The 25,615-nt window shown below is 67.4% G+C and carries 20 protein-coding genes; 16 read left to right on the top strand and 4 right to left on the bottom strand.

Going from position 1 to position 25,615, the window contains the following annotated elements:
* Nucleotides 1–8: 8 nt before the first annotated feature.
* Nucleotides 9–2,486, top strand: coding sequence for an HAD-IC family P-type ATPase (locus EQ874_RS13510; protein ID WP_242496760.1), 2,478 nt, complete (start codon nucleotides 9–11; stop codon nucleotides 2,484–2,486).
* 63 nt (nucleotides 2,487–2,549) lie between these two features.
* Complete coding sequence (locus tag EQ874_RS13505; RefSeq protein WP_129977089.1) at nucleotides 2,550–2,834, top strand: antitoxin; 285 nt, start codon at nucleotides 2,550–2,552, stop codon at nucleotides 2,832–2,834.
* Here EQ874_RS13505 and EQ874_RS13500 read toward each other — a convergent pair whose 3' ends face one another.
* Nucleotides 2,835–3,791, bottom strand: coding sequence for a TIGR03885 family FMN-dependent LLM class oxidoreductase (locus EQ874_RS13500; protein ID WP_129977300.1), 957 nt, complete (start codon nucleotides 3,789–3,791; stop codon nucleotides 2,835–2,837). It lies immediately after the preceding gene.
* Between the two features lie 466 nt (nucleotides 3,792–4,257).
* On the opposite strand from EQ874_RS13500, the gene EQ874_RS13495 reads away from it, so the two are divergent.
* The 10 genes from EQ874_RS13495 to EQ874_RS13450 all read left to right on the top strand — a co-directional run bounded on the left by EQ874_RS13495 (nucleotide 4,258) and on the right by EQ874_RS13450 (nucleotide 15,149).
* Complete coding sequence (locus EQ874_RS13495; protein ID WP_129977088.1) at nucleotides 4,258–5,901, top strand: Na+/H+ antiporter; 1,644 nt, start codon at nucleotides 4,258–4,260, stop codon at nucleotides 5,899–5,901.
* A 55-nt stretch (nucleotides 5,902–5,956) separates the two neighbouring features.
* Nucleotides 5,957–7,171, top strand: a complete 1,215-nt coding sequence (locus EQ874_RS13490; protein WP_129977087.1) for a histidine kinase — start codon at nucleotides 5,957–5,959, stop codon at nucleotides 7,169–7,171.
* A gap of 31 nt (nucleotides 7,172–7,202) precedes the next feature.
* A complete protein-coding gene (locus EQ874_RS13485) occupies nucleotides 7,203–7,985 on the top strand; it encodes a LytTR family DNA-binding domain-containing protein (RefSeq protein ID WP_129977086.1) in 783 nt (260 codons plus the stop codon).
* On the top strand, nucleotides 7,982–8,356 hold the full coding sequence (locus EQ874_RS13480; RefSeq protein WP_037224178.1) for a hypothetical protein: 375 nt from the start codon (nucleotides 7,982–7,984) through the stop codon (nucleotides 8,354–8,356). The genes EQ874_RS13485 and EQ874_RS13480 overlap by 4 nt, the downstream gene beginning before the upstream one ends.
* Nucleotides 8,357–8,362: 6 nt before the next feature.
* Entirely contained in the window at nucleotides 8,363–10,159 is a 1,797-nt protein-coding gene (locus tag EQ874_RS13475) for a cation acetate symporter (RefSeq protein WP_129977085.1), read from the top strand.
* A 124-nt stretch (nucleotides 10,160–10,283) separates the two neighbouring features.
* Nucleotides 10,284–10,649 (top strand): DUF485 domain-containing protein, encoded by a 366-nt coding sequence (locus tag EQ874_RS13470; RefSeq protein ID WP_064064350.1) that lies wholly within the window; start codon nucleotides 10,284–10,286, stop codon nucleotides 10,647–10,649.
* Entirely contained in the window at nucleotides 10,646–12,280 is a 1,635-nt protein-coding gene (locus tag EQ874_RS13465) for a cation acetate symporter (protein WP_064064351.1), read from the top strand. The genes EQ874_RS13470 and EQ874_RS13465 overlap by 4 nt, the downstream gene beginning before the upstream one ends.
* 96 nt (nucleotides 12,281–12,376) lie before the next feature.
* Nucleotides 12,377–12,814: an SRPBCC family protein gene (locus tag EQ874_RS13460; protein ID WP_129977084.1), complete on the top strand. Its 438-nt coding sequence runs from the start codon at nucleotides 12,377–12,379 to the stop codon at nucleotides 12,812–12,814.
* A 115-nt stretch (nucleotides 12,815–12,929) separates the two neighbouring features.
* Complete coding sequence (locus EQ874_RS13455) at nucleotides 12,930–14,252, top strand: diacylglycerol kinase family protein (protein ID WP_129977083.1); 1,323 nt, start codon at nucleotides 12,930–12,932, stop codon at nucleotides 14,250–14,252.
* An 87-nt stretch (nucleotides 14,253–14,339) separates the two neighbouring features.
* Complete coding sequence (locus tag EQ874_RS13450; RefSeq protein ID WP_242496759.1) at nucleotides 14,340–15,149, top strand: class II glutamine amidotransferase; 810 nt, start codon at nucleotides 14,340–14,342, stop codon at nucleotides 15,147–15,149.
* Nucleotides 15,150–15,175: 26 nt separating this feature from the next.
* Here the strand turns inward: EQ874_RS13450 and EQ874_RS13445 are convergent, their stop codons facing one another.
* Nucleotides 15,176–15,982 (bottom strand): MBL fold metallo-hydrolase, encoded by an 807-nt coding sequence (locus EQ874_RS13445; protein WP_129977081.1) that lies wholly within the window; start codon nucleotides 15,980–15,982, stop codon nucleotides 15,176–15,178.
* Between the two features lie 36 nt (nucleotides 15,983–16,018).
* Between EQ874_RS13445 and EQ874_RS13440 the strand changes: the two genes are divergently transcribed.
* Entirely contained in the window at nucleotides 16,019–18,055 is a 2,037-nt protein-coding gene (locus EQ874_RS13440; RefSeq protein WP_129977080.1) for a phage holin family protein, read from the top strand.
* A 108-nt stretch (nucleotides 18,056–18,163) separates the two neighbouring features.
* On the opposite strand, the gene EQ874_RS13435 is transcribed toward EQ874_RS13440, so the two are convergent.
* Nucleotides 18,164–18,406, bottom strand: a complete 243-nt coding sequence (locus EQ874_RS13435; RefSeq protein ID WP_129977079.1) for a hypothetical protein — start codon at nucleotides 18,404–18,406, stop codon at nucleotides 18,164–18,166.
* Between the two features lie 199 nt (nucleotides 18,407–18,605).
* Between EQ874_RS13435 and ppk2 the strand changes: the two genes are divergently transcribed.
* Genes ppk2 through EQ874_RS13420 form a run of 3 tightly spaced genes read left to right on the top strand, consistent with a single transcriptional unit; the run spans nucleotide 18,606 to nucleotide 24,040 of the window.
* Nucleotides 18,606–19,505, top strand: coding sequence for a polyphosphate kinase 2 (gene ppk2 / locus EQ874_RS13430; protein WP_129977078.1), 900 nt, complete (start codon nucleotides 18,606–18,608; stop codon nucleotides 19,503–19,505).
* 29 nt (nucleotides 19,506–19,534) lie between these two features.
* Nucleotides 19,535–22,315, top strand: coding sequence for a cation-transporting P-type ATPase (locus EQ874_RS13425; protein ID WP_129977077.1), 2,781 nt, complete (start codon nucleotides 19,535–19,537; stop codon nucleotides 22,313–22,315).
* Between the two features lie 9 nt (nucleotides 22,316–22,324).
* Nucleotides 22,325–24,040 (top strand): SulP family inorganic anion transporter, encoded by a 1,716-nt coding sequence (locus tag EQ874_RS13420; protein WP_129977076.1) that lies wholly within the window; start codon nucleotides 22,325–22,327, stop codon nucleotides 24,038–24,040.
* Here EQ874_RS13420 and EQ874_RS13415 read toward each other — a convergent pair.
* Complete coding sequence (locus tag EQ874_RS13415; RefSeq protein ID WP_129977075.1) at nucleotides 24,025–25,440, bottom strand: hypothetical protein; 1,416 nt, start codon at nucleotides 25,438–25,440, stop codon at nucleotides 24,025–24,027. The genes EQ874_RS13420 and EQ874_RS13415 overlap by 16 nt on opposite strands.
* Nucleotides 25,441–25,615 lie beyond the last annotated feature (175 nt).

The following is a 25,615-nucleotide window of genomic DNA, read 5'->3' as shown; positions in this document are numbered from 1 at the left end:
GGTTCGTCATGGCAGTAGAAGAGCCCCCGACGGTGGTGGGAACGGGCGAGGCACCTGCCCTCGCACCCGACCACGCAGCCACCGGGCTGTCCACCGAGCAGGTCGCCGAGCGGGTCGCGCGTGGCCTCACCAACGATGTACCCGACCGCGCGTCCCGATCGGTCGAGGACATCGTCCGGGCCAACGTGTTCACCCGGATCAACGCGATCCTCGGGGTGCTGCTGCTGATCGTGCTGGCCACCGGTTCGATCATCGACGGTATGTTCGGTCTGCTGATCATCGCGAACAGCGGAATCGGCATCATCCAGGAGGTCCGCGCCAAGCGCACCCTGGACAAGCTCGCCATCGTCAGTCAGACGAAGCCTGTCGTGCGCCGGGGCGGCACCGCCGCGCAGGTCGCTCCGCACGAAGTGGTGCTCGACGACATCATCGAACTCGGCCCCGGCGACCAGCTGGTCGTCGACGGTGAGGTGGTCGAGGCCCAGGGACTCGAGCTGGACGAATCGCTGCTGACGGGCGAGGCGGACGCCGTGCACAAGGTGCCCGGGTCGACGGTGATGTCGGGCAGTTTCGTCGCCTCCGGCTCCGGTTCCTATCGCGCCACGAAGGTAGGCCGCGACGCCTACGCGGCGCGACTCGCGGAAGAGGCGAGCAAGTTCACCCTCGTGAAATCGGAACTGAACGCGGGCATCAACAAGATCCTGCGTTTCATCACCTACCTGATGATTCCCGCGGGTCTGCTGATCATCTACAACCAGCTCTTCTCCAGCGGCGAGTCGCTCGGTCCCGCGCTGAGCGGCATGGTCGCCGCCCTCGTGCCGATGGTGCCCGAGGGGCTCGTGCTCATGACGTCCATCGCGTTCGCGGTCGGCGTCGTCCGCCTCGGACGCCGGCAGTGCCTCGTGCAGGAACTGCCGGCGATCGAAGGGCTCGCGCGCGTCGACGTGGTGTGTGCCGACAAGACAGGCACGCTGACCGAGAACGGCATGCGCCTGACCGACGTCGAAGTCGTCGACGGGAGCGACTTCGACGAGGCCGGCGCCGCCCTCGCTGCGCTCGCGGCCGACGATCCGCGTCCCAACTCCAGCGTCCTCGCGATCGCGGAGGCGTTCCCCACCGCCCCGGGCTGGGGCGAGCCGACGGCCGTGGCACCGTTCTCGTCGGCGAAGAAGTGGAGCGGGCAGTCCTACGGCACGCACGGCAACTGGTTGCTCGGTGCTCCCGACGTACTGCTCGATCCGGGCAGCGAGCCGGCGCGACGCGCCGAGGAACTCGGAGCCGGCGGGTTGCGGGTGTTGTTGCTCGCCTCCAGCGACCGTCCGGTCGACGTGGTGGACGCGCCCGGCACGGTCACGCCCGTCGCACTCGTGGTCCTCGACCAGCGGGTGCGTCCGGACGCGAAACCGACCCTCGAGTACTTCGCGGGCCAGCATGTCGACGTCAAGGTCATCTCCGGCGACAACGCGATCGCCGTCGGCGCGGTCGCCTCGTCGCTCGGCCTGCCGGGAAGCACGTCTCCCGTCGACGCGCGTTCCCTGCCGGAGGCCGAGAACGAACTTGCCGACGTCGTCGAAGGATCGACGACCTTCGGCCGGGTCCGTCCCGATCAGAAACGCGCCATGGTCGGCGCCCTGCAGTCGCGCGGACACACCGTCGCCATGACCGGCGACGGCGTCAACGACGTCCTCGCCCTCAAGGACGCCGACATCGGAGTCGCGATGGGATCGGGCAGCCCCGCGACCCGCGCGGTGGCACAGATAGTCCTGCTCGACAACAAGTTCGCGACGCTGCCCTACGTGGTGGCCGAGGGTCGCCGGGTGATCGGCAACATCGAACGCGTCTCCAATCTGTTCCTCACCAAAACCGTCTACTCGGTGCTGCTCGCCTTCCTGGTGGGCATGTCGGGCGTGCTGTCCCAGGTGTTCGACTTCGAACCGTTGCCCTATCCGTTCCTGCCCCGGCACGTGACGATCGCGGCGTGGTTCACCATCGGCATCCCCGCTTTCCTGCTGTCGCTGGCCCCGAACAACGAGCGGGCGCGCTCGGGCTTCGTCTCCCGGGTGATGCGATTGGCGATCCCGTCCGGTGTCGTCGTGGGTGTGGCGACCTTCGTCTGTTACGTGCTCGTCTACGGCGGTCCCGACCAGACCGAGCAGCAGAAGATCCAGGCCGGGACGTCTGCTCTGATCACGTTGCTGATCATCGCGCTGTGGGTGCTCGCCGTGGTGGCCCGCCCGTACCAGTGGTGGAAGATCGCCTTGCTCGCCGGTTCGGTACTCGGATACGTGATCCTGTTCTCCGTGCCGTTCACGCGGGAGTTCTTCGCTCTCGATCCGTCGAACGTCGCGTACACGACGATCGCGGTGACGTGCGGCCTGATCGGAGTCGTCCTCGTCGAGATCCTGTGGTGGGTGTCGGGCCGTCTGCACGGTGAGCACCGCCGCCTGTTCGCGGCCCCCGACGATCTGCTCCCGGGCGTACACTGACTCGGAGCACATGGTTCGGTGTGCCCGGACCCACGGCACTCTGCACGAGGGAAGGACCGCGCTATGGGTTTCATGGATTCGCTGAAGGGCCTTGTGAACAAGGGCAAGGACTACGCCGAGAAGAATCCCGACAAGGCCGACGGTTTCATCGAGAAGGCCGGCGACCACGTCGACGGACGTACCGGCGGGAAGTACGCCCAGCACGTCGACAAGGCGCAGGACGCCGCCCGCAAACATCTGGGTACCACCGGTAATCCCGCTCCGGGAGCGCAGCCGGAGCCGGGCGGGCAACCGGGTCCCGAGGGCGGCCCCGGCCCCGAAGCGCAGCCCGGTCCGCGTCAGCCCTGATCACGGCAGGTGCGGTAGCACCGCGTCACCGAAGGTGTCGATGAACGGACGCTGCTCCGGGCCGACGTGATGCAGGTAGATCTCGTCGAAGCCGAGATCGGCGAATTCGCACAGGCGGTCGACGTGTTCGGCCGGGTCGTCGGAGACCACGACGGAGTTGTGGAGGTCGTGGTCGGCGACTTCGACTGCGTGCGACTCGAATTCCTCCGGTGTCGCGAGATCGGCCATCAACTCCGGCGGTAGGGCGTTGGTCGACCACTGCTCGCGGGCGATCGCCTCGGCCCGATCCCGGGTGCTCGCCCAACTCAGATGCACCTGCAGCACGGTCCGTCCGGTTCCGCCGCCGTCGCGGTAGGCGTCGAGGATGCGGCGCAGGTCGTCGAGCGGGGCGTTCACGGTGACGAGGCCGTCGACCCGGTCGGCGAATCGGCGGGTCGTCTCGGGAGTCAGTGCGGGGAGCAGGATTTCGGGAGGGACCGGTGGTCGGTCCCAGACGCGTCCGCGGTCGACCTTCACAGCGCCGTCGTGATCGACGATCTCGCCCGCGTGCAGACGCCGGACGATGTCGAGGTTCTCGCCCAGGATCTGCTGACGTTCTTCCTTGGACGGCCAGGGAGTCCCGGACATGCGTTCGTTGCAATGCTCACCGCTGCCGAGCGCGAACCAGAAACGGTGCGGGAACATCGATGCCAGAGTCGCGGTGGCCTGAGCGGTGACGACGGGATGGTAGCGGAAGCCCGTCGCGGTGACGACGCCGAAACGCAGTTCGGTGGTGGCCAGGGCCGCACCGAGCCACGACCACGCGAAACCCGAGTGTCCCTGCCGGTGCGACCAGGGTTCGATGTGGTCCGAGCACATGGCCGCCCGGAAACCGGCTGCTTCCGCGAGCCGGACGTCCTCGAGCAGGCGGGATGGAGACACCTGTTCGTGTGAGGCGTGGAAACCTATCAGTGTCATCACTGTCCGCTCCTCCGGTCGATCGGGGATCAGTACTTCTCGATGCGTGTCAGTGCAGCGGTCATGAGTACGGGGTGACTCGGTCCCCGGGGAAGATTGCCGAGGCGGGCAGGGCGTCGCAGGTGGCCTGCATGCGCGGCCCCCGGTCGTATCCGCCCACGGTTCCGGGCAACACGGAGGCGTCCGGCCGGTCGGTGCCCGGACAAGCGGTGTGGCAACCCGATTCGTCCGGCCGGCAGGTCTCCCCGGCTCATCGCGCCCGGTGCGGCACAGGTGCGCAGGTCCGCACAACCGTCGTCGTCGCGGGCTGGGATCACACGCACTCCTCGCAGGGCCGGGTACACGGCGGTCGCTCGGTTGCATACCCGTGCCGTGTCGAGACAAACGATCGGCAGGTTCCTCCGGGCGAGTGGCTCCTGTGCCACGATCACACCGTGAACCGGACGCCTGGCACGGTACTGCCGCGATGAACGGAGCCTGGATCCTGCTGGTCGTCATCGCCGGAATCGCGGTGACCACCGTCGCGTCGCGCCGCGACCTCCAGGCTCCGCTCGTGCTCGTCACCGTCGGAGCGCTCGTATCGTTCGTGCCCGGTCTGCCACGGCTCGAACTGCATCCGGACGTCATCCTCGGGGTCGTTCTGCCACCGCTGCTGTATTCGTCGGCCCTGAGGTTCTCGGTCCCCACCTTCCGTCGGTACCTGCCGTCGATCCTGCGGCTCGGAATCTTCACCGTGCTCGTCACGGCGTTCGTCGTGGCGTGGACCGCGTCCGCGATGGTGACGGCGCTGAGCTTCGGTGCGGCGCTCGCTCTCGGCGCGGTCGTCGCACCGACCGACGCGGTCAGCGCCGTCGCCGTGGGTCAGCGACTCGGACTGCCGAAACGGGTCCTCGCGGTGCTGACCGGGGAAGGGCTGGTCAACGACGCCACCGCCCTGACCCTGTTCACCGTCGCGATCTCGGCCGTCACGGGAACGCACATCCTCGCCGATTCGCCGGTCCTGTTCTTCCTCTACGAGGTCGCGGGTGGGGTCGCCGTCGGTCTGGTGCTCGCGTACATCGTGCACCTGATTCGCGCCCGGATGTACGACTCGCCGCTCGAGACCGTCCTGGGGCTGGTTCTTCCGTTCGCGGCCTATCTCGCCGCCGAGGAGGTCCACGCCTCGGGAGTGCTCGCCGTCGTCGCCGCCGGACTGTTCCTCGGGCACCGCGCCACCGAGGTCTCGGTGAGCACGCGGTTGCAGGAACGCGCGGTGTGGAAGAGCGTCGACGTGGTGCTCGAGACCTTCGTCTTCGCCTACATGGGCCTGCAATTCCGGTTCGTCCTCGACGACGTCCGCGGCAGCGGCACCGATCTGCATGTCGCGTTGCTCGGCGCGGTGGCGATCCTGCTCGTCGTCATGCTCGTGCGACCCGCGTGGGGCCTGCTGCACTGGGGGCGGCGCGCACTCGTGCGCCGCGCCGGATCCGAGCGCCTCGGCCGCGACCAGCTGCGCTTCCGGGAGCACGTCGTGGTGTCCTGGGCGGGCATGCGGGGAGTCGTCACTCTCGCCGCCGCCGGCGGAGTGCCCGTCGTGATCGCGTCGGGTGCCGATTTCCCCGGTCGGGAGATGATCCAGATCTCCGCGCTGGTCGTCGCCATCGGCACACTGGTCATCCAGGGAGCGACCATGCCGTGGCTCATCCGCAGGCTCGACGTCACCGACCCCTACGAGCGTCTGCGGACCGAGGAACAGATGGCGGTGGCCCGCCGGATCTCGGCGGAGTCGAGCGACCGTGTGCTCGGCGAACTCGCCGTGGACCCCCCCGACGGTGTGAACCCGGAAATCTACGAGACACTGCTGAACAGGGCACGCACGTCGCTCCGATCCCGGCAGGAGGCGGAGACCGCCGAGGACGCGGCGGAGGATGCGGGACCGCGACCGGCCGCGCTGTTCGACGACATCCGGCGCGCGACGTTGCAGGCGCGGCGCCAGGCGCTCATCGACGCACGCGATCGCGGGGAACTCGACGACGAGATCCTTCGCGACGTGCTGGAGAGTCTCGATGTCGACGAGGCAGCCGTGGAGGAACGTATCCGTCGCCGCCGCGACAGCGGTGCACAACGGTAGGACGAGAGGCCGGGCGTTCCCGGATCGCCCGGCCGATCCGACGTAACGTGGGCGCATGATCGCGATCGAGCTCGCAGTGGCGGTGCTGCTCCTGGTGCTGGTCGTGATCTCGGTGGTGCTGTGGACCCGGCGGGTGGTCACCACACCCGCCGAACGCGCGGTCCACGCGACGTTGCACACGGCGTCGCTCGCGGCCCGTCCGCTCCGGGCCGGACTCGACGCGTCGTCCGCGAAGGAAGCGGCTCCGCACCTGCGGATGCTGCTGGCCGAAGCTCGCGCGGTGGCACTGCTGGACGAGGACGGCGCACTGCTCGCATGGGACGGTCCGTTCGAGGAGCTGACGGACGAGATGCTCGCCGCCGCCGGCCGTGCCGCAGCCGACAAGCGACGTGTCCTCGTCGGTCACCACGATCTGCGCCGGACCAACGGCGATCTCGCGGCCCGCGCACTGATCGCGCAGCCGCTCGTCGTGGAGGACGTGGGTGTCGCGGGGGTGCTCGGAGTCGTGACGACCGTCGAACCCGGCCCGGCGCTGCTCGGTGCGATCACCGAGGTGGCGCGTTATGCGTGCAGTCAGATCGAACTGGCCGAACTCGACGCCTCCCGCGCCCGGCTCGACCGTGCCGAGGTCCGTGCGCTCCGCGCCCAGATCAGTCCGCATTTCATCTACAACGCGCTCAACACGGTGGCGTCGTTCGTCCGCACCGATCCCGATCGGGCCCGCGAACTGTTGCTGGATTTCGCGGACTTCACCCGGTACTCGTTCCGCGCGGCGGGTGAGTACACCCTGCTCGCCGAGGAACTGCGCAACATCGACCGGTACCTGACGCTCGAACGCGCCCGCTTCGGCAATGCCCTCGAGGTGCGTCTGCAGATCGCGCCCGAGGTGCTCAACGTGACGCTGCCCTTCCTCGCCCTGCAGCCGCTCGTCGAGAACGCCGTGCGGCACGGGATCGCGGGCAAGGACACCCGCACGGGGACGATCATCATCACGGCGGCCGACGAAGGCACCGACTGTGTCATCAGCGTCGAGGACGACGGCATCGGCATGGATCCGGAACTGCTGCGCTCGGGGACGCTCGACGCGATCGCCGAGAGCGAGCACGGCAGCGGTGTCCGGGAGTCGGCGCACGTGGGTCTCGCCAACGTCGACGACCGGTTACGTGCCGCCTTCGGCAACGATTACGGTCTCGTCATCGAGACCGCGCCGGGTGCCGGCACCCGGGTCAGCATGCGCGTGCCGAAGTTCCGGGCGGGTATCCGGCCGTGAGGAAGACCCGACATGGCACGATGGACTCGCCGTGAACGAGATCACAGACAACCTGACCGTGCTGGCGGTCGACGACGAACCGCCGGCCCTCGACGAGCTGGCCTACCTGCTGCGCGCGCAGGAGGAGATCGGCGTCGTGCACACCGCGGGAGACGCGACGACCGCTCTGCGCGTGCTGCGCGACGGCGGCATCGACGCGGTCTTCCTCGACATCAACATGCCCGGACTCGACGGCCTGGAGCTCGCGGGCATCCTCCGCAATTTCGCGGTCTCCCCGGCCGTGGTGTTCGTAACCGCGCACGACGACCGCGCGGTCTCGGCATTCGACCTCGGTGCCGTCGACTACGTCCTCAAACCGCTCCGTGAGGAACGGCTCGCCGAAGCGGTCCGGCGGATCGCCGAGCGCAGCCGACCCGCCGCGCAGACGACATCCGACACCGGTCCGGGCGACGACGTGATTCCCGTCGAGCTCGGCGGCGTCACCACGCTCGTGCCGCGCTCGTCGGTCCACTGGGTCGAAGCCGAGGGCGACTACGCGCGACTGCACACCGCGACCGGTTCGCACCTGGTCCGCATCCCGATATCGACGCTCGAGAACCGCTGGGCCGAGGCCGGCTTCCTCCGCGTGCACCGCTCCTATCTGGTGGCGCTGCCGCTGGTGACCGGTATCCGCAGCGTCGGTTCGGGCCTCGTCGTCTGCCTGCGCGGCGACAGCAACTCCCCGCCCGTCGAACTACCGGTCAGCCGCCGGCATACGCGCGAGCTCAAGGACCGGCTCATCCGCGGGCCCATGCAGTCGTGGACGTCGCGATGAGCAGCACCGGTGGCCCACCTCCGCAGCGACAGAAGGTCGTTCTCGCCGAGCGGCGCGGAGCGCGCATGGTCCGCACCCGCGTGGAGGTGCAACAGCAGACCGAGGTCGGCGACGCGATGGTCCGCGGGTTGGTCCGTGCGCAACTCGGGCTCGCCCTTCGGGTCGCGTTGTTCACGGTGTGCCTGCTCGGCGCGATTCCGGTGCTGTTCCACGCCTTTCCCGGTCTCGCGGAGATGACGGTGCTGGGCATCCGCCTGCCGTGGGTGTTGCTCGGGGTGGTCGGTTATCCGATCCTGCTCGGTATCGCGTGGGTGTACCTGCGCCTCGCCGAACGCAACGAGCAGGATTTCACCGACCTCACCGACGATTGACGCCCCGTGAGCGGATCGATTCCCGTCGCCACCGTCGTCGGTCTCGTCGCCGCGGCGATCGCCACCGTCGCGATCGGCGTGTACGGCGTGCGGATGGCGCGCACCACCTCGGACTTCCTCGTCGCCTCGCGCAGTGTGGGCCCTCGCTGGAACGCCGCGGCGATCTCCGGTGAATATCTCTCCGCGGCATCCTTTCTCGGTGTCGCCGGACTCGTCGCGAAGTTCGGCGCCGACGCACTGTGGTATCCCGTCGGTTTCACGGCGGGCTATCTGGGTCTGCTGCTGTTCGTCGCTGCGCCGCTGCGGCGGTCGGGTGCCTACACCGTCCCCGACTTCGCGGAGTTCCGGCTGGGGGAGAAGTGGCTGCGCACCCTGTCGATGATGGTCGTGGCCATCATCTGCATCCTCTACCTGGTCCCGCAGTTCCAAGGGGCAGGGCTCACCCTCAACATCCTTCTGGGCGTCCCCGACTGGGTGGGGGTCGCGGTGGTCGGCGTGATCGTCGTGGCCAACGTCGTCGGCGGCGGGATGCGCTCGATCACGTTCGTGCAGGCATTCCAGTACTGGCTCAAACTCACCGCCGTCGCGTTGCCGGCGCTGGTGCTGACATTGCACTTCGTCGGCGACCACCGGGCCGTCGACGAGCCCGTGCCGCCCACCGTCACGGAGACCACGACCGTCGACGTGACGATCGACGTGGTCGTGCAGGTCGCCGAGCCGTTGCCGGTCGTGGTGACCGGAGAGGTCGACGGCCGATCGGTCGCAGGTGATTTCGAACTCGAGCCGGGAGAGCACGTCCTCGGCGCCGGCACCGAACTCGTCCTCGACGCGGGGTCTCCGGTGCCGGTGGTGGCCGGTGCGCCGACCGACAACCACAGCTGGGCGTCTCCGGGGGCCGGATTGGGGGCGAGCAGCGAACATCCGCTGTTCCAGGTCTACTCGCTGATGCTCGCGACCTTCCTCGGGACCATGGGTCTGCCGCATGTGCTGGTGCGCTTCTACACGAACCCGGACGGTCGCGCGGCGCGCATGACGTCCTTCGCCGTGATCGGGTTGCTCGGGCTGTTCTATCTGTTCCCGACGCTGCTCGGGGTGTTCGCGCGCCTGTACGTCCCGCAGTTGCTCATCACGGGACGGTCGGACGCCGCGGTGCTGCTGCTGCCCGGATCGGTGTTGTCCGGTTGGGGTGGGCAGCTGCTCGCCGCCCTCGTGGCCTCGGGCGCGATCGCGGCCTTCCTGTCGACGTCCTCCGGGTTGCTGGTCAGTGTCGCGGGCGTGCTGTCCACGGACGTGCTGCGCGGACGGGTGCGCGACTTCCGGATCGCGGCGGTACTCGCGGGCGTGGTGCCGCTCGTGCTGGCGCTGTCGGTGACCTCCCTCGACCTGTCGCGGTCGGTGGGGCAGGTCTTCGCGATCGCCGCGTCGACGCTGTGTCCGCTGCTGGTCCTGGGGATCTGGTGGCGCGGTCTCACCGCGATCGGCGCCGCGGCGGGAATGGTCGTCGGTGGTCTCGTCGCGGGGGCCGCCGCTCTGGCGACCGTGCTGCTGCCGATCGATCCGTCGGTGGCCGCAGGGTGGCCGACGGTGCTCTCCGCCTATCCGGCGGCATTGAGTGTGCCGCTGGCGTTCCTCACGATGATCACGGTGAGTGTGCTGACGCGCCGGCGGATCCCTCGTGACCTGGGCCGGACGTTCTCCCGCATGCACGTCCCCGAGCGGCTCGGCATGGGACGCGACCGCGAACTCGGTGCGTTCGGCGACCGGGGGCGGGGACCCGGGGAGGGGCGCCGTTCGTCGCGGTGACGCGACCGTTCGTCGCACGAGCGCACCCCTCGTCGTTCCACCCGTACCCGTCTCTGTTCGTGTGACTGCCGTCTCATTAATCTTGTGATCATCCTCACTTCACACGACTACCAAGGAGTCGGCAGTGACCACAGCACCACTCAGCGAGAGTGGCGTACCCCAGCAGCGTCGGATACCGACGCCGCAGGAGTTCGTCACGATGCAGGAGAGCCCGGAGTTCCAGGAACTGCGCAGCCGCCTGCGCCGTTTCGTGTTCCCGGTGACGGCGTTCTTCCTGGCTTGGTACGCCCTGTACGTCCTGCTGGCCACGTATGCGGACGAGTTCATGGCGACGAAGGTCCTCGGCAACATCAACGTCGGTCTGATCCTGGGTCTGGGTCAGTTCGTCACGACCTTCGTGATCACCGCCGTGTACGTGAAGTTCGCCGGCCGTGAGCTGGATCCGCGTTCCGCGGCGATCCGCGAGGAACTGGAAGGACCGCAGCAGTGACCGTTCTCGCCCAGGGTGGGACCGACGTCGGTAACCCGATCCTCAACATCGCCATCTTCGTCGCGTTCGTCGTCGTCACGATGGCACTGGTCATCAAGGCCAGCCGCACGACGAAGAAGGCTTCCGACTTCTACACCGGCGGCGGCCAGTTCTCCGGCCCGCAGAACGGTTTCGCCATCGCAGGTGACTATCTGTCGGCCGCGTCGTTCCTCGGTATCGCGGGTGCGATCGCCGTCTACGGTTACGACGGCTTCCTGTACTCGATCGGCTTCCTCGTGGCATGGCTCGTCGCCCTGCTGCTCGTCGCCGAACTGCTCCGCAACACGGGCCGGTTCACGATGGCCGACGTGCTGAGCTTCCGGCTCAAGGAACGCCCCGTGCGTATGGCGGCGGCGCTCTCGACCCTCGCGGTGTCGCTGTTCTACCTGCTCGCGCAGATGGCCGGCGCCGGCGGACTCGTGGCGCTGTTGCTCGACATCGAGGGCAAGGTCGGCCAGGCCATCGTCGTCGCGGTCGTCGGTGTGCTCATGATCGTGTACGTGCTCATCGGCGGTATGAAGGGCACGACCTACGTGCAGATGGTCAAGGCCGTGCTGCTCATCGCCGGTGCGGGCCTGATGTTCGTGCTCGTCCTGTTCGCGGTGCGGGGCAACTTCTCGCAGCTGCTCGCCGACGCTCAGGCGATGGTGTCGAGCTCGTCGAACGAGGCCGTCGCGCAGCGTGACGTGCTCGCTCCGGGTGCCAAGTACGGCATCAGCAACATGACGCAGATCGACTTCCTCTCCCTCGGCCTCGCGCTGGTCCTCGGTACCGCGGGTCTGCCGCACGTGCTGATGCGCTTCTACACCGTGCCCACCGCCAAGGAAGCCCGTCGCTCGGTCACCTGGGCCATCGCGCTCATCGGTGCCTTCTACCTGTTCACCCTGGTCCTCGGTTACGGTGCCGCGAAGATGGTCGGCCCCGACGCGATCCTCGGTGCTCCCGGCAAGGAGAACGCGGCGGCACCGCTGCTGGCCTTCGAACTCGGCGGAACGCTGTTCCTCGCGATCATCTCGGCGGTCGCCTTCGCGACGATCCTCGCGGTCGTCGCCGGCCTGGCCATCACCGCCTCGGCATCCTTCGCGCACGACATCTACGCCAGCGTCATCAAGCGTGGCAACGCCACGGAGGACGAGCAGGTGCGGGTCTCGCGGATCACGGTCGTCGTGATCGGTCTGGTGTCGATCGTCCTCGGCATCCTCGCCATGGGACAGAACATCGCCTTCCTCGTGGCGCTCGCCTTCGCGGTCGCCGCCTCGGCGAATCTGCCCACGCTGCTGTACTCGCTGTTCTGGCGGAAGTTCAACACGACCGGCGCCCTGTTCAGCATCTACGGTGGTCTGATCAGCTGCCTCGTCCTCATCGTGTTCTCCCCGGCGGTATCCGGTGCCCCGTCGGCGATGTTCCCGGAGGTCGACTTCTCGTGGTTCCCGTTGTCCAACCCGGGCATCGTGTCGATCCCGCTCGCGTTCGTCCTCGGGATCGTGGGCACCTTCGTCGGACGCCGCAAGCAGGAGGACCGGTACAAGCAGGCGGAGATGGAAGTTCGCTCGCTCACCGGTGTCGGTGTGGAGAAGGCCGTCTCCCACTGACCCTCCGTGCCGCGGTGGCCCGCTCCCGATCGGGGGCGGGCCACCGCCGTGTCTCGGGTCTCCGTCCCCGGAACCGAGCGTCTACTGTTGCGGACCATGGCGAAACTCGAAGTGTCGACCGATCTTCCGCTCGACCCGCACACTGCCTGGGAGCACGCTTCCCGTCTGGAGTCGTTCGGTGAGTGGCTGAGCATCCACGACGGCTGGCGCAGCGACCTTCCCGATGCCCTGTCCGAGGGCACCACGCTGCAGTCGGTGGTGTCGGTCAAGGGCATGCGCAACCGGGTCACGTGGACCATCGTCGAACTGGACGCGCCGCACCACGTGGTGTTGAAGGGAACGGGCAAGGGCGGCACGAAATTCTCCATGCGACTCGCCGTCGCAGCCCGCGGGGACGGTTCGGCGCTGACCATGAAGATAGAACTCGGCGGAGCGCCGTTGTTCGGCCCGATCGGGTCGGGGGTGGCGCGCGCCCTGCACGGCGACCTGCAGTCGTCGCTCGGCACCTTCGCGCGCCGCTACGGCGGGAACTGACGCCTCTGGACACTTCTTCCGGAAAGGCGTAGACCCGTAGGAACGACCGCGGCCCGCTGCGGATCGATCCGTCCCCGAGTGCTCGGTACTCGACGCGAATGCGAGGTCGACGCCCATGTCCGAGGATCATCACCCGAGTACCGACGAGAACGTCGCCGAATCGCGCTGGTGGGCATGGGCGGGCTGCATCGCCGTGATCGCGGCGATCGTGGTGCCACTCGCGGAGGCGGGTCTGCGCGGCGTCGTCGCGCTGCTGCTGGTCGCGGTGGCCGGTGGCGCCCTGGCCGTTGCCGGAGCCTACTGGTTTCTCACCCACCACGGTGTGATCCGCGCGGCTGCGCTGGCCGTGACCGTGCTTGCGCCGGTCGTCGTGGTGGTCGTCTTCGTGGCGGCGGGTCACCTGTGGGCCGCCCTCGCATCGGTGCTGCTCGTGGCCGTGGCGGTCGGGTGTGGACGCCGGGCTCTACGACATGCCCGGGTGACTCCGCAGCCGGAATTTCCGGCCGTGCCCGTTCGGCATCCCTTCTTCGTCATGAATCCACGCTCGGGCGGCGGCAAGGTCGTCCGTTTCGACCTGCAGCGCAAGGCCGAAGAACTCGGGGCGGAAGTGGTGTTGTTGAGCGGACCGCAACAACTCGACGTCACCGAACTGGCGGAGAAGGCAGTCGAGCGCGGGGCCGACCTGCTCGGCGTGGCGGGTGGCGACGGAACCCAGGCCCTGGTCGCGGCGGTCGCAGCGGAACATCGACTTCCGTTCGTGGTGATCAGCGCCGGAACCCGGAACCATTTCGCCCTCGATCTCGGGCTGGACCGGGACGATCCCGCTGCGGGCCTGGGCGCTCTCGGCGACGGTGTCGAACTGCGCGTCGATCTCGGCCGGATCAACGGTCGCCCGTTCGTCAACAACGCGTCCTTCGGTGTCTACGCGGAGGTGGTGCGGAGCCCGCAGTACCGCGCCGACAAGACGGCGACGGTACTGCAGATGCTGCCGGATCTGCTCGGTGAGCAGGGTAGGCCTGCATTGCGGGCGGGAATCGACACCGAGACCGTCGACGGACCGCAGGCCGTCCTGGTCAGCAACGGCCCCTACACCTTCGACGACCTGGCGGGACTCGGGCGACGAGCCCGTCTGGACAGTGGGCGGCTCGGTGTCGTCGCGATCTCGGTCTCGAACGCCCGCCAGGCCATCGGCCTGCTCCGTCGCACTCACGACCGAGGGCTGTTGCAGCGCACCGCGACAGAGGTGGTCGTCGATGCGGACGTACCGGAGGTTCCGGTCGGAGTCGACGGCGAGTCGGTGATGTTGTCGACACCCGTTCGATGCACGATCTCCACCGGAGCGCTACGCGTTCGTGTTCCCCGCGACCGTCCGGGAGTGCGATTGCCGCCTCCACGCCTCGATTACGCAGGGTTGCGGAAGATATTGTGGCCGAAATGAAGTCTCACGACGTCACCCCACGGGGGGCCGGGCGACTTCAATGTATGTGTGTGCAGATGGATGGTGTATACCGGTGACCCGGTCCTGATGGACGACGTGCTCTTCCGGCCGGTCCACTCCCTGATCGATCAGAGCCTGCATTCCAAGATGGGGGCGACCACCACGAACGGAGACGGATTCGGGATCGGCTGGTACGGAGAAGGTCCGAGACCCGCGTTGTTCAAGTGCATCGAACCTGCGTGGAACGAGAGCAACCTGCGGGAGATCGCAACGCAGATCCGGACGCCGTTGATGTTCGCGCATGTCCGCGCCTCGACGGGGACTCCGGTGCAGCGCACCAATTGTCATCCCTTCCGGTACGAGAACAGGTTGTGGATGCACAACGGGGCGGTGCACGGATTCCACGCGATGAAACGCGATCTGGCGATGGCCGTCGATCCGAGCCTCTACGACGGGATCCGGGGATCGACCGATTCCGAGATGCTGTTCTACCTCGCGCTGACCTTCGGCCTCGCAGACGACCCGTTCACCGGCGTGGCGAAGGCCGTCGGCTTCGTGGAGGATCTCGCCGCCCGTCAGGATATCGAGAACCCCGTGCAGGGAACGATCGCCACCACCGACGGCGACAGTGTCTGGGTGTTCCGGTACTCGACGGAACGAAAGACACGTTCGCTGTTCTACTCGGCCGACATCACGGCTGTACGGGCGCAGCATCCCGAAGTGGAGGTGTTGTACAAGCTGGGCGACGACACCCGATTCGTGGTGTCCGAGCCTCTTCGGGATCTCGAAGGGGCCTGGCTGGAGGTACCGGAGTCGAGCGCGGGCGTCGTTCGGGGGAGCGACCAGGAGTTCCGGCCGTTCGAACCGATCTCGCCGGTCCACTCGATCCCGTCGTGACGAATTCTTCCCTGCCGGATCCGATTTCACCGTTCACCCCGGCCGGTACCCGGTGTGTCGATCGAGTCACCCGGGGACAGCTCCACGGCGGCGATCCCCGCATACTCGGCCCGGCGGACGAACTCGGTGCCGGGTTCGAAGAACAACCGGGGGCGGACGGCGCCGAATCCGATCGGCCACAGCGTGCCGTAGTGGATCGGTACGGCCAGGCCTGCCTGCACCAGACGGGCGACGACAGCGGCCCGGCCGGGATCGAGGTGGCCGTCGCCGAGGGTGGGCCCCCAACCTCCGACCGGTAGCAACGCCAGATCCACCGGCCCCACATGGTCGGCGAGATCCGGGTACAGATCCGTGTCGCCGGCGAAATAGGTGCGCCGGTCTCCTTCGACGACGTACCCGACCGCCGGCGCGAGTTCCGGTCCACGACGCCAACGGCGGCCATCGTGCCGGGCGGGCACGGCGCGCACGGTGACCGTGCCGACCCGTGTTCCCTCGCCGGGACGCAACGGCACCAGCCGGTCGGCGAATCGACGCAGTGCCGGCAATCCGTCGACAGCTCCCCAGGGGGCCACGATCGGAACGTCCGTATCGAGCAACCGCAACGACCTCAGGTGGGTGTGGTCCGCGTGCAGGTGTGAGAGCAGGACGGCATCCGGATCGCGCACACGCGGTCCGGCAGGGGTGGGTCCCCGGCGGCGGTGCAGATGCGCGACGCGGTCGGTGAGCACCGGATCGGTCAGGACGACCGTCCCGTGGTCCTCGATCAGCGTGGTGGCATGCCCGAGCCAGCGCAGACCGGATACAGGGGCATTCGGACGCGGCGGCGTGCGCATGAACCTTACGATTCCAGACGTGGGAAGGGGCCCGCGATGCGTACGGTGGGCGGCTTGTTGCGGATACTCGTCGAGTTCCTCGTGCTGTGGGGATCGTCGGCGCTCGTGCTCGTCGTGCTCGATCGGGTCCTCGACGGCATCACCCTCGACCGGTCCGGCTTCGCTCCGATACCGACGCTGCCTGCCGCGCTGGTACTCGCGCTGGTGTTCGGTCTGCTGAACGCGGTGTTGTGGCCGGTGATGATGCGGTTGATGTCGTGGATCGGCCCGGTATTGCTGTTCGCCGGAGTCTTCGTGGCCGGCGGTGTGATCATGCTGCTGACGCTGTACCTGGTACCGGTCGCCAGGGTGGACCGCCCGGGCGATGCGATCGTGCTCGCCGCGCTGGTCTCGCTGGTCACTTCCGTCGTCTCGGGCGCGATCGCCTCCCGTTCCGATACCGCCTACCGGTTGATGCAGGTGCGACGGAACCGGTTCCGATTGCGGCACAACGCGACGCTCGTGGGTGCGCCTCCGGGGTTGCTGTGCATCCAGATCGACGGGCTCGGGTACGACGTACTGCGGCGGGCGATCGCCGACGGTGTCACGCCCGGCCTGGCGAAGCTGGTGCGTGAAACCCACCGGCTGGTGCCGTGGCACACCGATTGGAGCAGCCAGACCGGAGCGACCCAACTGGGCGTGCTGCACGGCTCCAACCACAACGTGCCCGCATTCCGCTGGTACGACAAGACCACCGGGCGTATCTCCGTGTTCAGCAACCCGGCCGACAACGAGCAGCGCGAACTCGAACGAGCAGAGCGGCCCGGGCTGCTCGCCCACGACGGTGCGAGCCGGGGCAACCTGTTCACCGGTGGTGCGCAGGACAACGTACTGGTCGTCAGTCGTATGCGCGGCGCCCGGCTCGGTGGGGGCGCCGGCTACAGCGCCTATTTCGCCGATCCTGCGAGTGCGCTGCGCACCTTCATCCGGATGATCGCGGAACTGCAACGGGAACTTCGTCAGTCGCTGCGGCAGAAACGGAAGGACATCCGGCCACGGGTACCGCGTGGCGGAATGTACCCCTTCGTCCGCGCCTTCGCGACCGTACTCGCCACCGACGTCACCGCCGCCGCGGTGGTCGGTGATCTGATCAAGGGACGTACTGTCGTCTACCTCGATCTGATCGGCTACGACGAGGTCTCGCACCACTCCGGGATCTCTCGGCCCGAAACGCTGTCCGTGCTCGCGAAGGTCGACGACATCATCGCGATGCTGCTCGCGGTCGCGGAACAGTCCGACCGGTCCTATCGCGTCGTCGTGCTGTCCGATCACGGGCAGAGTCAGGGCGCGACGTTTCTTCAACGCTACGGAGAGAGCCTGGGACAACTGGTGATCCGGTCGGCCACACGGGACGAGTCGGCCGATCGTCACCGGCACGAGCGCAGGGCGGAGCCCTCGACCCGGCCCGGAGGGGAAGGACGCGCGTATGCCGCAGCCAGCATGCACGCCGCACCGGCCGGCGAGCAGGCGCACACCGTCGCCGGTGAACCGATCGTGCTCGGCTCGGGCAACCTCGGCCTGATCTACTTCCCTCATCTGCCCGGCCGCGCCGACGTCGATACCATCGAGGCCGCGCACCCGGGGCTTCTCACTGCTCTCCGGGAGCATCCCGGCATCGGCTTCCTGCTCGTCGCCACCCCTGGCGGATCCGTCGTGCTCGGAGCCCACGGCCGGGTGGACGTGACGACCGGTGAGGTCACCGGCCGCAACCCTCTCGAGGTGATGGGTCCCGATGCGCTGGCGAAGATCCGGCGCACCGACACCTTCGACAACGTCGCCGACATCATGGTCGGCGGTGCCTACTGGCCCGAGACCGACGAGGTTGCGGCGTTCGAGGAGCAGGTCGGCTCGCACGGCGGTATGGGTGGCCCGCAGAGCACCCCGTTCCTCCTCTATCCCGCCGTGCTGCCCCCGCCGCCCGAACCGCTGAAGGGCGCCGAGAACGTGCACGAGGTGCTCGCCGGGTGGCGGGATCTCTCGGCGGGACCGTCCACGGCCACGACCGATCACGACGCGACGGTCGGGGACGGGTGACCCGGCTCGGAACGAATGGAACCTGTTCGGGAGAGGTTGTTCTCGTCGATGTGGTCAGCGGTTCTGCCCGGCGTCGTGAAGACCGACGTACTCGTGCCGGCCCACGTCCTACCCGCCGAGATCCGGAAGCACAGGCGGGAGAGGTGAATCGAGCGTCGGATGTCCGGCGAGTTCGCGCTTCACCGCCCTCTCGACGAGCAACGGAACGAAGTCCCGAACTCTGCTCGTGGCGAATCGGAGGTAGACGCCGTTCACTGCACGTTCGATGTCGTCCGGAGGAACAAGCGGATACCGAAGGATCAGACGTTCGATGACCTGTTGGATCTGACGGAACTCGTCGTCACCGCTCATCGGCCGATCGTACGTCGGCCTCCAGGGCCGTCGAGGCACGAAACGGTATCGGACGCCCGTTTCGGGGCACGATTCGGCATCGCTCGCGACAGGTTGCAGGCACGTGTCGATCGGCTCCGCCTCCACTGCACCGAACCGATCGTTCTCCCACGAACTCCGGACCGAAGGCGGACAATGGGTACACGTCCGAGGGAGAACTGTGGGACACAAGACCGGGCACAAGAAGCATCGGAAGCGCTCGCCGGAGAACTCGCTCGCCGCGCGTTCCGATTCCGGTGCACTTCACGCCCCCGGCGCACCGCAGCAGAGCGCATCGCCGACCTGTGAACCCATGAAGAACAAGGAATACCGCCGCCTGCTCCGCCCACTGCACGGCGAACTCGTCGCTGTGCAGGAATGGGTGAGATCGTCCGGTGCCCGCATCTGCATCCTGTTCGAAGGCCGCGACACCGCAGGTAAAGGCGGTGTCATCAAGGCGATCACGGAACGAGTGAGTCCCCGGGTGTTCCGCGTCGTCGCACTGCCCGCTCCCACGGAGCGTGAGCGGTCCCAGATGTACATCCAGCGCTACGTACCCCACCTGCCGGCCGGAGGTGAGGTCGTCATCTTCGATCGCAGTTGGTACAACCGTGCCGGCGTCGAACGAGTGATGAACTTCTGCACCGAGGAGGAAGCGCGACATTTCCTCCAGATGATCCCGACGGTCGAACGCGCGATTGTGGACTCCGGCATCATCCTCCTGAAGTACTGGCTCGAAGTGAGCCAGGAACAGCAGACGGAGCGGCTGCAGAGTCGCATCGACGACCCCCGCAAGATCTGGAAACTCTCGAGCCTGGACCTGGAATCGTACAGACGTTGGTACGACTACTCCCGAGCGCGGGACGAGATGTTCCACTCGACCGACACCGGTTGGGCTCCTTGGTATGTCGTCGACAACGACGACAAGAAGCGTGGCCGGCTCAACGTCATCGGTCACCTGCTCGACCAGATTCCCTACGAGCCGCTCGAGCACCCCGAGTTCGTCCTGCCGCCGCGACAGGACGCTGCCGGGTACACGGCGCCGGCACAACCTCTTCACTGGATACCGACGCTCTATTGAGGATCTCCGGTACGGAAGGACGAACGGCGATGGCCACTACCGAATCCGGTCCGGACCGAGCGAACGCCCTCGTCCCCGATCGCGAACACACATCCTGGTATGCAACGGACAGCGCCGACGTGATCACCGCATTGTCCTCCGATGAACGGTCCGGTCTCACGACGGGCGCGGCGGACGAGCGTCGCCGGCGATTCGGCCCCAACACGATCGTCTCCGAACCCGCACCCTCGATGTGGGCGATCGCGCTGCGGCAGGTACGGGATCCGATGAACCTGATGTTGATCGCCGTGACGGTCGTCAGCATCGTGATCGGTGAGATCCCCACCGCCCTCGTGGTCGTCGTCCTGGTCGCTCTCAATGTCGTCCTGGGCACGCGGCAGGAACTGAAGGCCCGTGCGAGTGTGGATGCCCTCGCGAGAATGCAGACTCCGCAGTCGCGAACGATCCGCGACGGAGTGCTGAGCGAGATCGAGGCGACCGACCTGGTTCCGGGCGACATCGTGCAACTCGAAGCCGGAGACCTGGTGCCCGCGGACGGACGTTTGATCACGTCGGCGACGCTCGAAACCCAGGAAGCAGCACTCACAGGAGAAAGCGCACCCGTCCCGAAGGACCCCACGACTCTTCCCATGGGTGACGTTCCTCTGGGCGATCGCTTCGACATGCTGTTCCAGAACACGTCCGTCACTCGTGGCACCGCAACGATGGTGGTGACGGAGACGGGCATGGACACCGAGATGGGCCGGATCGCGTCGATGCTGTCGGCGGTGGCTCCGAGCAAGTCGCCGTTGCAACGCGAACTCGATTCGCTGACCAGGTTGCTCGGAGTCATCGCCTGGACCGCGGTTGCCGTCATCGTGATCATCGGTGTGATCCGCGGGCAGGATCTGACCACGGTGCTGTTGCTGGGCATCGCCATGGGAGTGTCGGCGATCCCGACCGGTCTGCCGACCTTCGTCCAGGCGATGCTCGCGTTCGGTGCCCGACAGCTCGCCGAGGCGAAGGCCGTGGTCAAGAATCTCTCCGATGTCGAGACGCTCGGTGCGACGAACGCGGTCAACTCGGACAAGACCGGTACGCTCACGATGAACCAGATGACGGTGCGCTCGTTGTATTTTCACACCCGGTGGTACACCGTCGAGGGTGAGGGTTACAGCAAGGCGGGGCGCATCACGCGCGTCGCCGGTGACGATCTGCCCGACTTCACGCTCCTCGCCTACGGATTGTGCCTCGACAGCGATGCCACGGTCTCCGACAACGGCGTCGTCGTCGGAGATCCCACCGAGGCGGCGCTGGTCGTGCTCGCCGCCAAGCTCGGCATCGATGCTCCGCTCACCCGACGGTCGTACCCCCGCGTCGCCGAAGTGCCGTTCGACTCCGCGTACAAGTTCATGGCGACGTTCCATCACCTTCCGGTCGACGGCGCCACGCGCTTCGTCGAACTCGTCAAAGGTGCCCCGGACGTGATTCTGGCACAGTGCGACACCGCCTATCGGCCCGGGCGGCACGCGGTTCCGCTCGACGCGGCCCGTGACGAACTCGTCGCCGCGAACCGGACTCTGTCCGAGAGAGGGCTGCGGGTACTGGCGTTCGCCGTTCGCATCGTCGACGGGCAGGAGGAAGCGGTACGGGCCGACCCGATGTCCTTCGTCGAGGATCTCACCTTCGTCGGGATGGTCGGCATCATCGATCCGTTACGGCCCGAGGCGATCGAGGCGGTACGTACCGCGCACGCGGCAGGTATCGATGTCCGCATGATCACCGGTGATCACGCGATCACCGCGTCCGCGATCGGATCCGAACTCGGTCTCGGACCAGGGGTCGTCAGCGGACCCGACCTTCGAGCGATGTCCGACGAAGCTCTGGCGGCGGACCTTCCGAACCTGCACGTATTCGGTCGGGTCACTCCCCAGGACAAGCTCCGCCTCGTCGATCTCATGCAGAAGGGTGGAGCGGTCGTGGCGATGACCGGAGACGCTGTCAACGACGCCGCTGCGCTGAAGAAAGCCGACATCGGCGTTGCGATGGGGTCGGGCAGCGAAGTGACGAAACAGGCCGGGAGAATCGTGCTGACCGACGACAACTTCGGAACACTGGTCACTGCGATCCGGTTGGGTCGCAACATCTACGAGAAGATCGTGTCCTATATCCGGTACCAGATGTCGAAGCTGTTGTCGCTCGTCCTGCTCTTCCTCGTCGCGAGCATCTTCGACATCAACGACGGCGTCGCCCTGACGCCGTTGATGGTGTTGTTCCAGCACTTCTTCATCACGCTGTTCCCGGTCGCCGTCATCATGCTCGATCCACCTTCGCCGGATCTCATGAACAAGCCGCCCCGCGACCCGAAGACACCCATCGCCAACAGGGCCGCTTTCGTGCAGTGGACGGTCTACGGAACCCTTCAGTTCGCCGTCGCACTCGCGGCCATGCTCCTCGCTCCCGGCGAGATGAGCACGACCGAACCGACGGTACCGATGACGACCGCTTTCGTCGTGTTGTCCTTCGGCTCCGTTCTCGCCGGATTGTCCATGCGACGCGATCCGGAATCCGGATTCGCCGCGCCGATCGTGGGCGCCCTCCGGATCCTGTCGATTCCGGTGGTGGTCACGGTGCTCGCCGTCGAGTCGGGCATTTTGCAGGACCTTCTCATGACGACGTCGCTGACAGGTGCTCAATGGCTGGTCTGCATCGGCTGGTCGGTGATCATTCCGGTCGTCGTGGAAGCGGAGAAGGCGATCCGGCGTCACCGACGCACACCGGACCGGTCGATCCCCGCGCCGGTGGCGGTCGCTCCCGCGCGTGCTCACTGAGGCCGGGTCATGTCATGGAACAAGGGCCTGGGGGCGCTTCCCGGAATCGCCACGGCTCGTGCCTACCGTCGCGAGTGGTTGAGACCGGACATCACTGCCGGCCTCGTGCTCACCGCACTGCTCATCCCTGCCGGGATGGGATACGCGGAAGCGGCCGGACTGCCTGCCTATGCCGGCCTCTATGCGACCATCGTTCCGCTCCTGGCCTATGCCGTGGTCGGCCCGTCGAAGATCCTCGTCCTGGGCCCGGACTCGTCGCTCGCGCCGCTCATCGCAGCGGCCGTCCTCCCGCTCGCCGTCGCCGACGACCCGGAGAGCGCGCTGGTCTTCGCCGGGATACTCGGTGTGCTCGTCGGCGTGATCCTGCTCGTCGGAGGGTTCCTCCGTCTCGGCTTCGTCACCGAACTGTTGTCCAAACCGATCCGGCTGGGTTACCTGAATGCGATCGCGCTCGTCGTGATCGTCGGGCAACTGCCGAAACTGCTCGGCTTCTCGGTCGACGCGTCCGGCCTCCTGGGGGAGATCCGGGAGATCGGGGAAGCCGTGGCCGGCGGCGGGATCGACCCGGTCGCAGCCGGTATCGGGGTGGTCTCCCTCGCGGTCATCGTCGGTTTCCGATTGTGGTTGCCGCGGATACCGGGAGTCCTGGTCGCGGTCGTCGGAGCAATCGTGACCTCCGCCGCGCTGGATCTCACCGACGACATCGGAATGGTCGGTGCGCTGCCCGAGGGGCTCCCGCTCCCGTCGTTCGGCGGGGTCGGATGGGGAGACGTGGCCCGGCTCGTCGGACCGGCGGCCGGTATCGCGCTGATCGCCTTCGCCGACACCGGGGTGCTCTCCCGCACGTTCGCTGCGCGCCGAGGCGAGAACGTGAACGGGAGTACGGAGATGAAGGCGGTGGGTGTCGCCAACATCGCCGGGGGACTCTTCGGGGGGTTCCCGATCTCGGCGAGCGGATCGCGGACGCCGGTGGCCGAGCAGAGCGGCGCGCGTACCCAGTTCGCCTGTGTCGTCGGCGCGGTCGCCGTCCTCGTCTTCGTACTCGTTGCTCCGGGTCTGACCACCTACCTGCCCGATGCGACTCTCGGCGCCGTGGTGATCGTCGCCGCCACGGCCCTGGTCGACGTCCGGGGCATGGTCCGGATGTGGAGGATGAGCACGGTCGAGTTCGGGCTGGCCGCCGCGGCCTTCCTCGGGGTCGCTCTGGTGGGCGTGCTGCAGGGCATCCTCGTCGCGATCGGTCTGTCCTTCGTCTCGGTGGTCGCGCACGCGTGGCAGCCGTACCGCACCGAACTCGTACGGACCGCCGACCGTCCGGGATTTCACGACGTCGAGCGTCATCCCGACGGGACCCGTATCCCGGGGCTGGTGCTCGTCCGGTTCGACGCTCCGCTGTTCTTCGCCAACGGTGAGATCTTCGATCAGTACGTGCGCTCGGTGGTCGCCGGAAGCGAGGTGCCGGTCGAGTGGGTGATCATCGCGGCCGAACCGATCACAGGACTCGACACCACTGCCGTCGACGAACTCGTCGACCTCGACACCTATCTGGAAGGTAACGGAATCCGGCTCGTATTCGCCGAGATGAAGGGACCGATCAAGGACCGGCTCGTCAGATTCGGGGTGGGAGACAAATTCGACCCGACTCGCTTCCACCCGACCGTCGAGGACGCGGTGAACGCCTTCATCGGCAGGACCGGTCGTAGCGGCGATCAGGTCGTCGGCTGATCCTCGATCGCCGGATGCTCCTCGACGGTGCGTGCGGGTCTGATCACCAGTTCCAGGACCAGCAGCGCCAGGACCGCACCCAGCACGATGAGCGCGACCACGAGCCCGGTGGGGTAACGCCAGAACATCACCAGCAGTGCGGCCACTCCGATAATGACCGACCGGATCACGATGCGGGCACGGAAGGCTGCTGCCTCGAAGGGATTCGGCGGGCGCGGCCGGCGCAATCGTTGCACGGCGTCGAGGCTGCGGCCGAACCCGCGCCGGACGGTCTCGGCGGAGGACGAACCACCGGTGAGGTAGGCGCCGAGAGCGATCACCAACCCGAGGACCGCGACCGCCCGGAGAGTGGTTCGCAGCGGTACCAGCACGGCATCGATGATGGCGGCAGCCGCATCCGGCGACAGGACGTCGGGTGGAACACCGTCGAGATACAGCGATCGAGCGATGATGAGGGCGACCGCCAGAACGAACATGCCTACGACCAGCGCGAGGCCGACGAACGCGAGTGCGCGTAGGCGCCGTCCCGCCGGCGCGACCGCGACTGCGGCGGCAGCAGCGGCGAGCGTGATCCAGGGCAGTACATCGGACACGTTGTCGAGGGTGTTCACGGCTCGTTGTGCCCGGACCAGTTCCGGTGATCGGAACAGGACCAATTGTTTGTCGACACTCGGGATCTTCTCGGCGAACGTGAAACCACGGTCGAGGAGGCGAGCCTTCACGTTGTCGATCACCGTGCCGAGCGAGATGCTCACCGTACCCGCGTCGTCGACCGTTACGGACGACGGACCGAGATTCCCGGTCACCACCGCGACCAGGCCATCGTGGGCGGCGCGATTGGCCTGGATCCACAGATCCTCGAATCGGTCGCTCTGCACGAACGACAGCACCGTCTGGTTGACGAAGCTCCGCGCCTGCCCCGTGATCACCGGCGCCAGTCCCTCCACCGCGCGGTCGACACGGGGCGCGTTCTCCGTGGCCGGAACGGCATCGGTGAGGGCAACCAGTGCGTCGGTCGTCAGGCCTTCGATGTCCACGCGCGTGAAGATCTCGTCGGTGACGGAGTTCGCGATCTGTGTCTGGATGGCAGGGTTCGAACCCAGAGGGGCGACGGTGGTCACGTACCGGTCGGTGTCGAGGATCTCGCTGCGCACGAACCGTGCCGTCACCGACAGGACGGCCAGAACCGCGACCAGTACGGTGAGCAGCGCGACCGCAGCCCAGCGCCATCCGTGTCTCGGGGGCCGTGGTTCGCGAACGGATTTCGTCCCGGGAGCGGCTCGTTCTCGTTCCCGAAGCGTGGCGACCTCCGCGCGCAACCGGTCGAGTTCGGCGCGTTCGTCGTCGTCCAGTCGACCCGGTCGGGGATCTTCACCGCCCGCGTCGGTGTTCGTGGTCATCCCTGCATCGCCCCCCTTCCGGGGCCGGACTCAGTATGCGCCGCCGAGGATCTCTCCGTAGGAAATATGAACTCTATTCGCTTCGGAAACAGCCGCCGGGCGGTCATACTCGACAAGAGGGGATCTGTTCTCGACGACACCGGCGGAAGTCGGCTCCCGGCTTCCGCGAACGATC

Origin of the sequence: Rhodococcus sp. Q1 (genome assembly GCF_004153645.1) — a bacterium.
Classification (GTDB): domain Bacteria; phylum Actinomycetota; class Actinomycetes; order Mycobacteriales; family Mycobacteriaceae; genus Rhodococcus; species Rhodococcus gordoniae.
The sequence above is the reverse complement of the archived record's forward strand: the minus strand, read 5'-3'. Positions and strand labels throughout refer to the sequence as shown.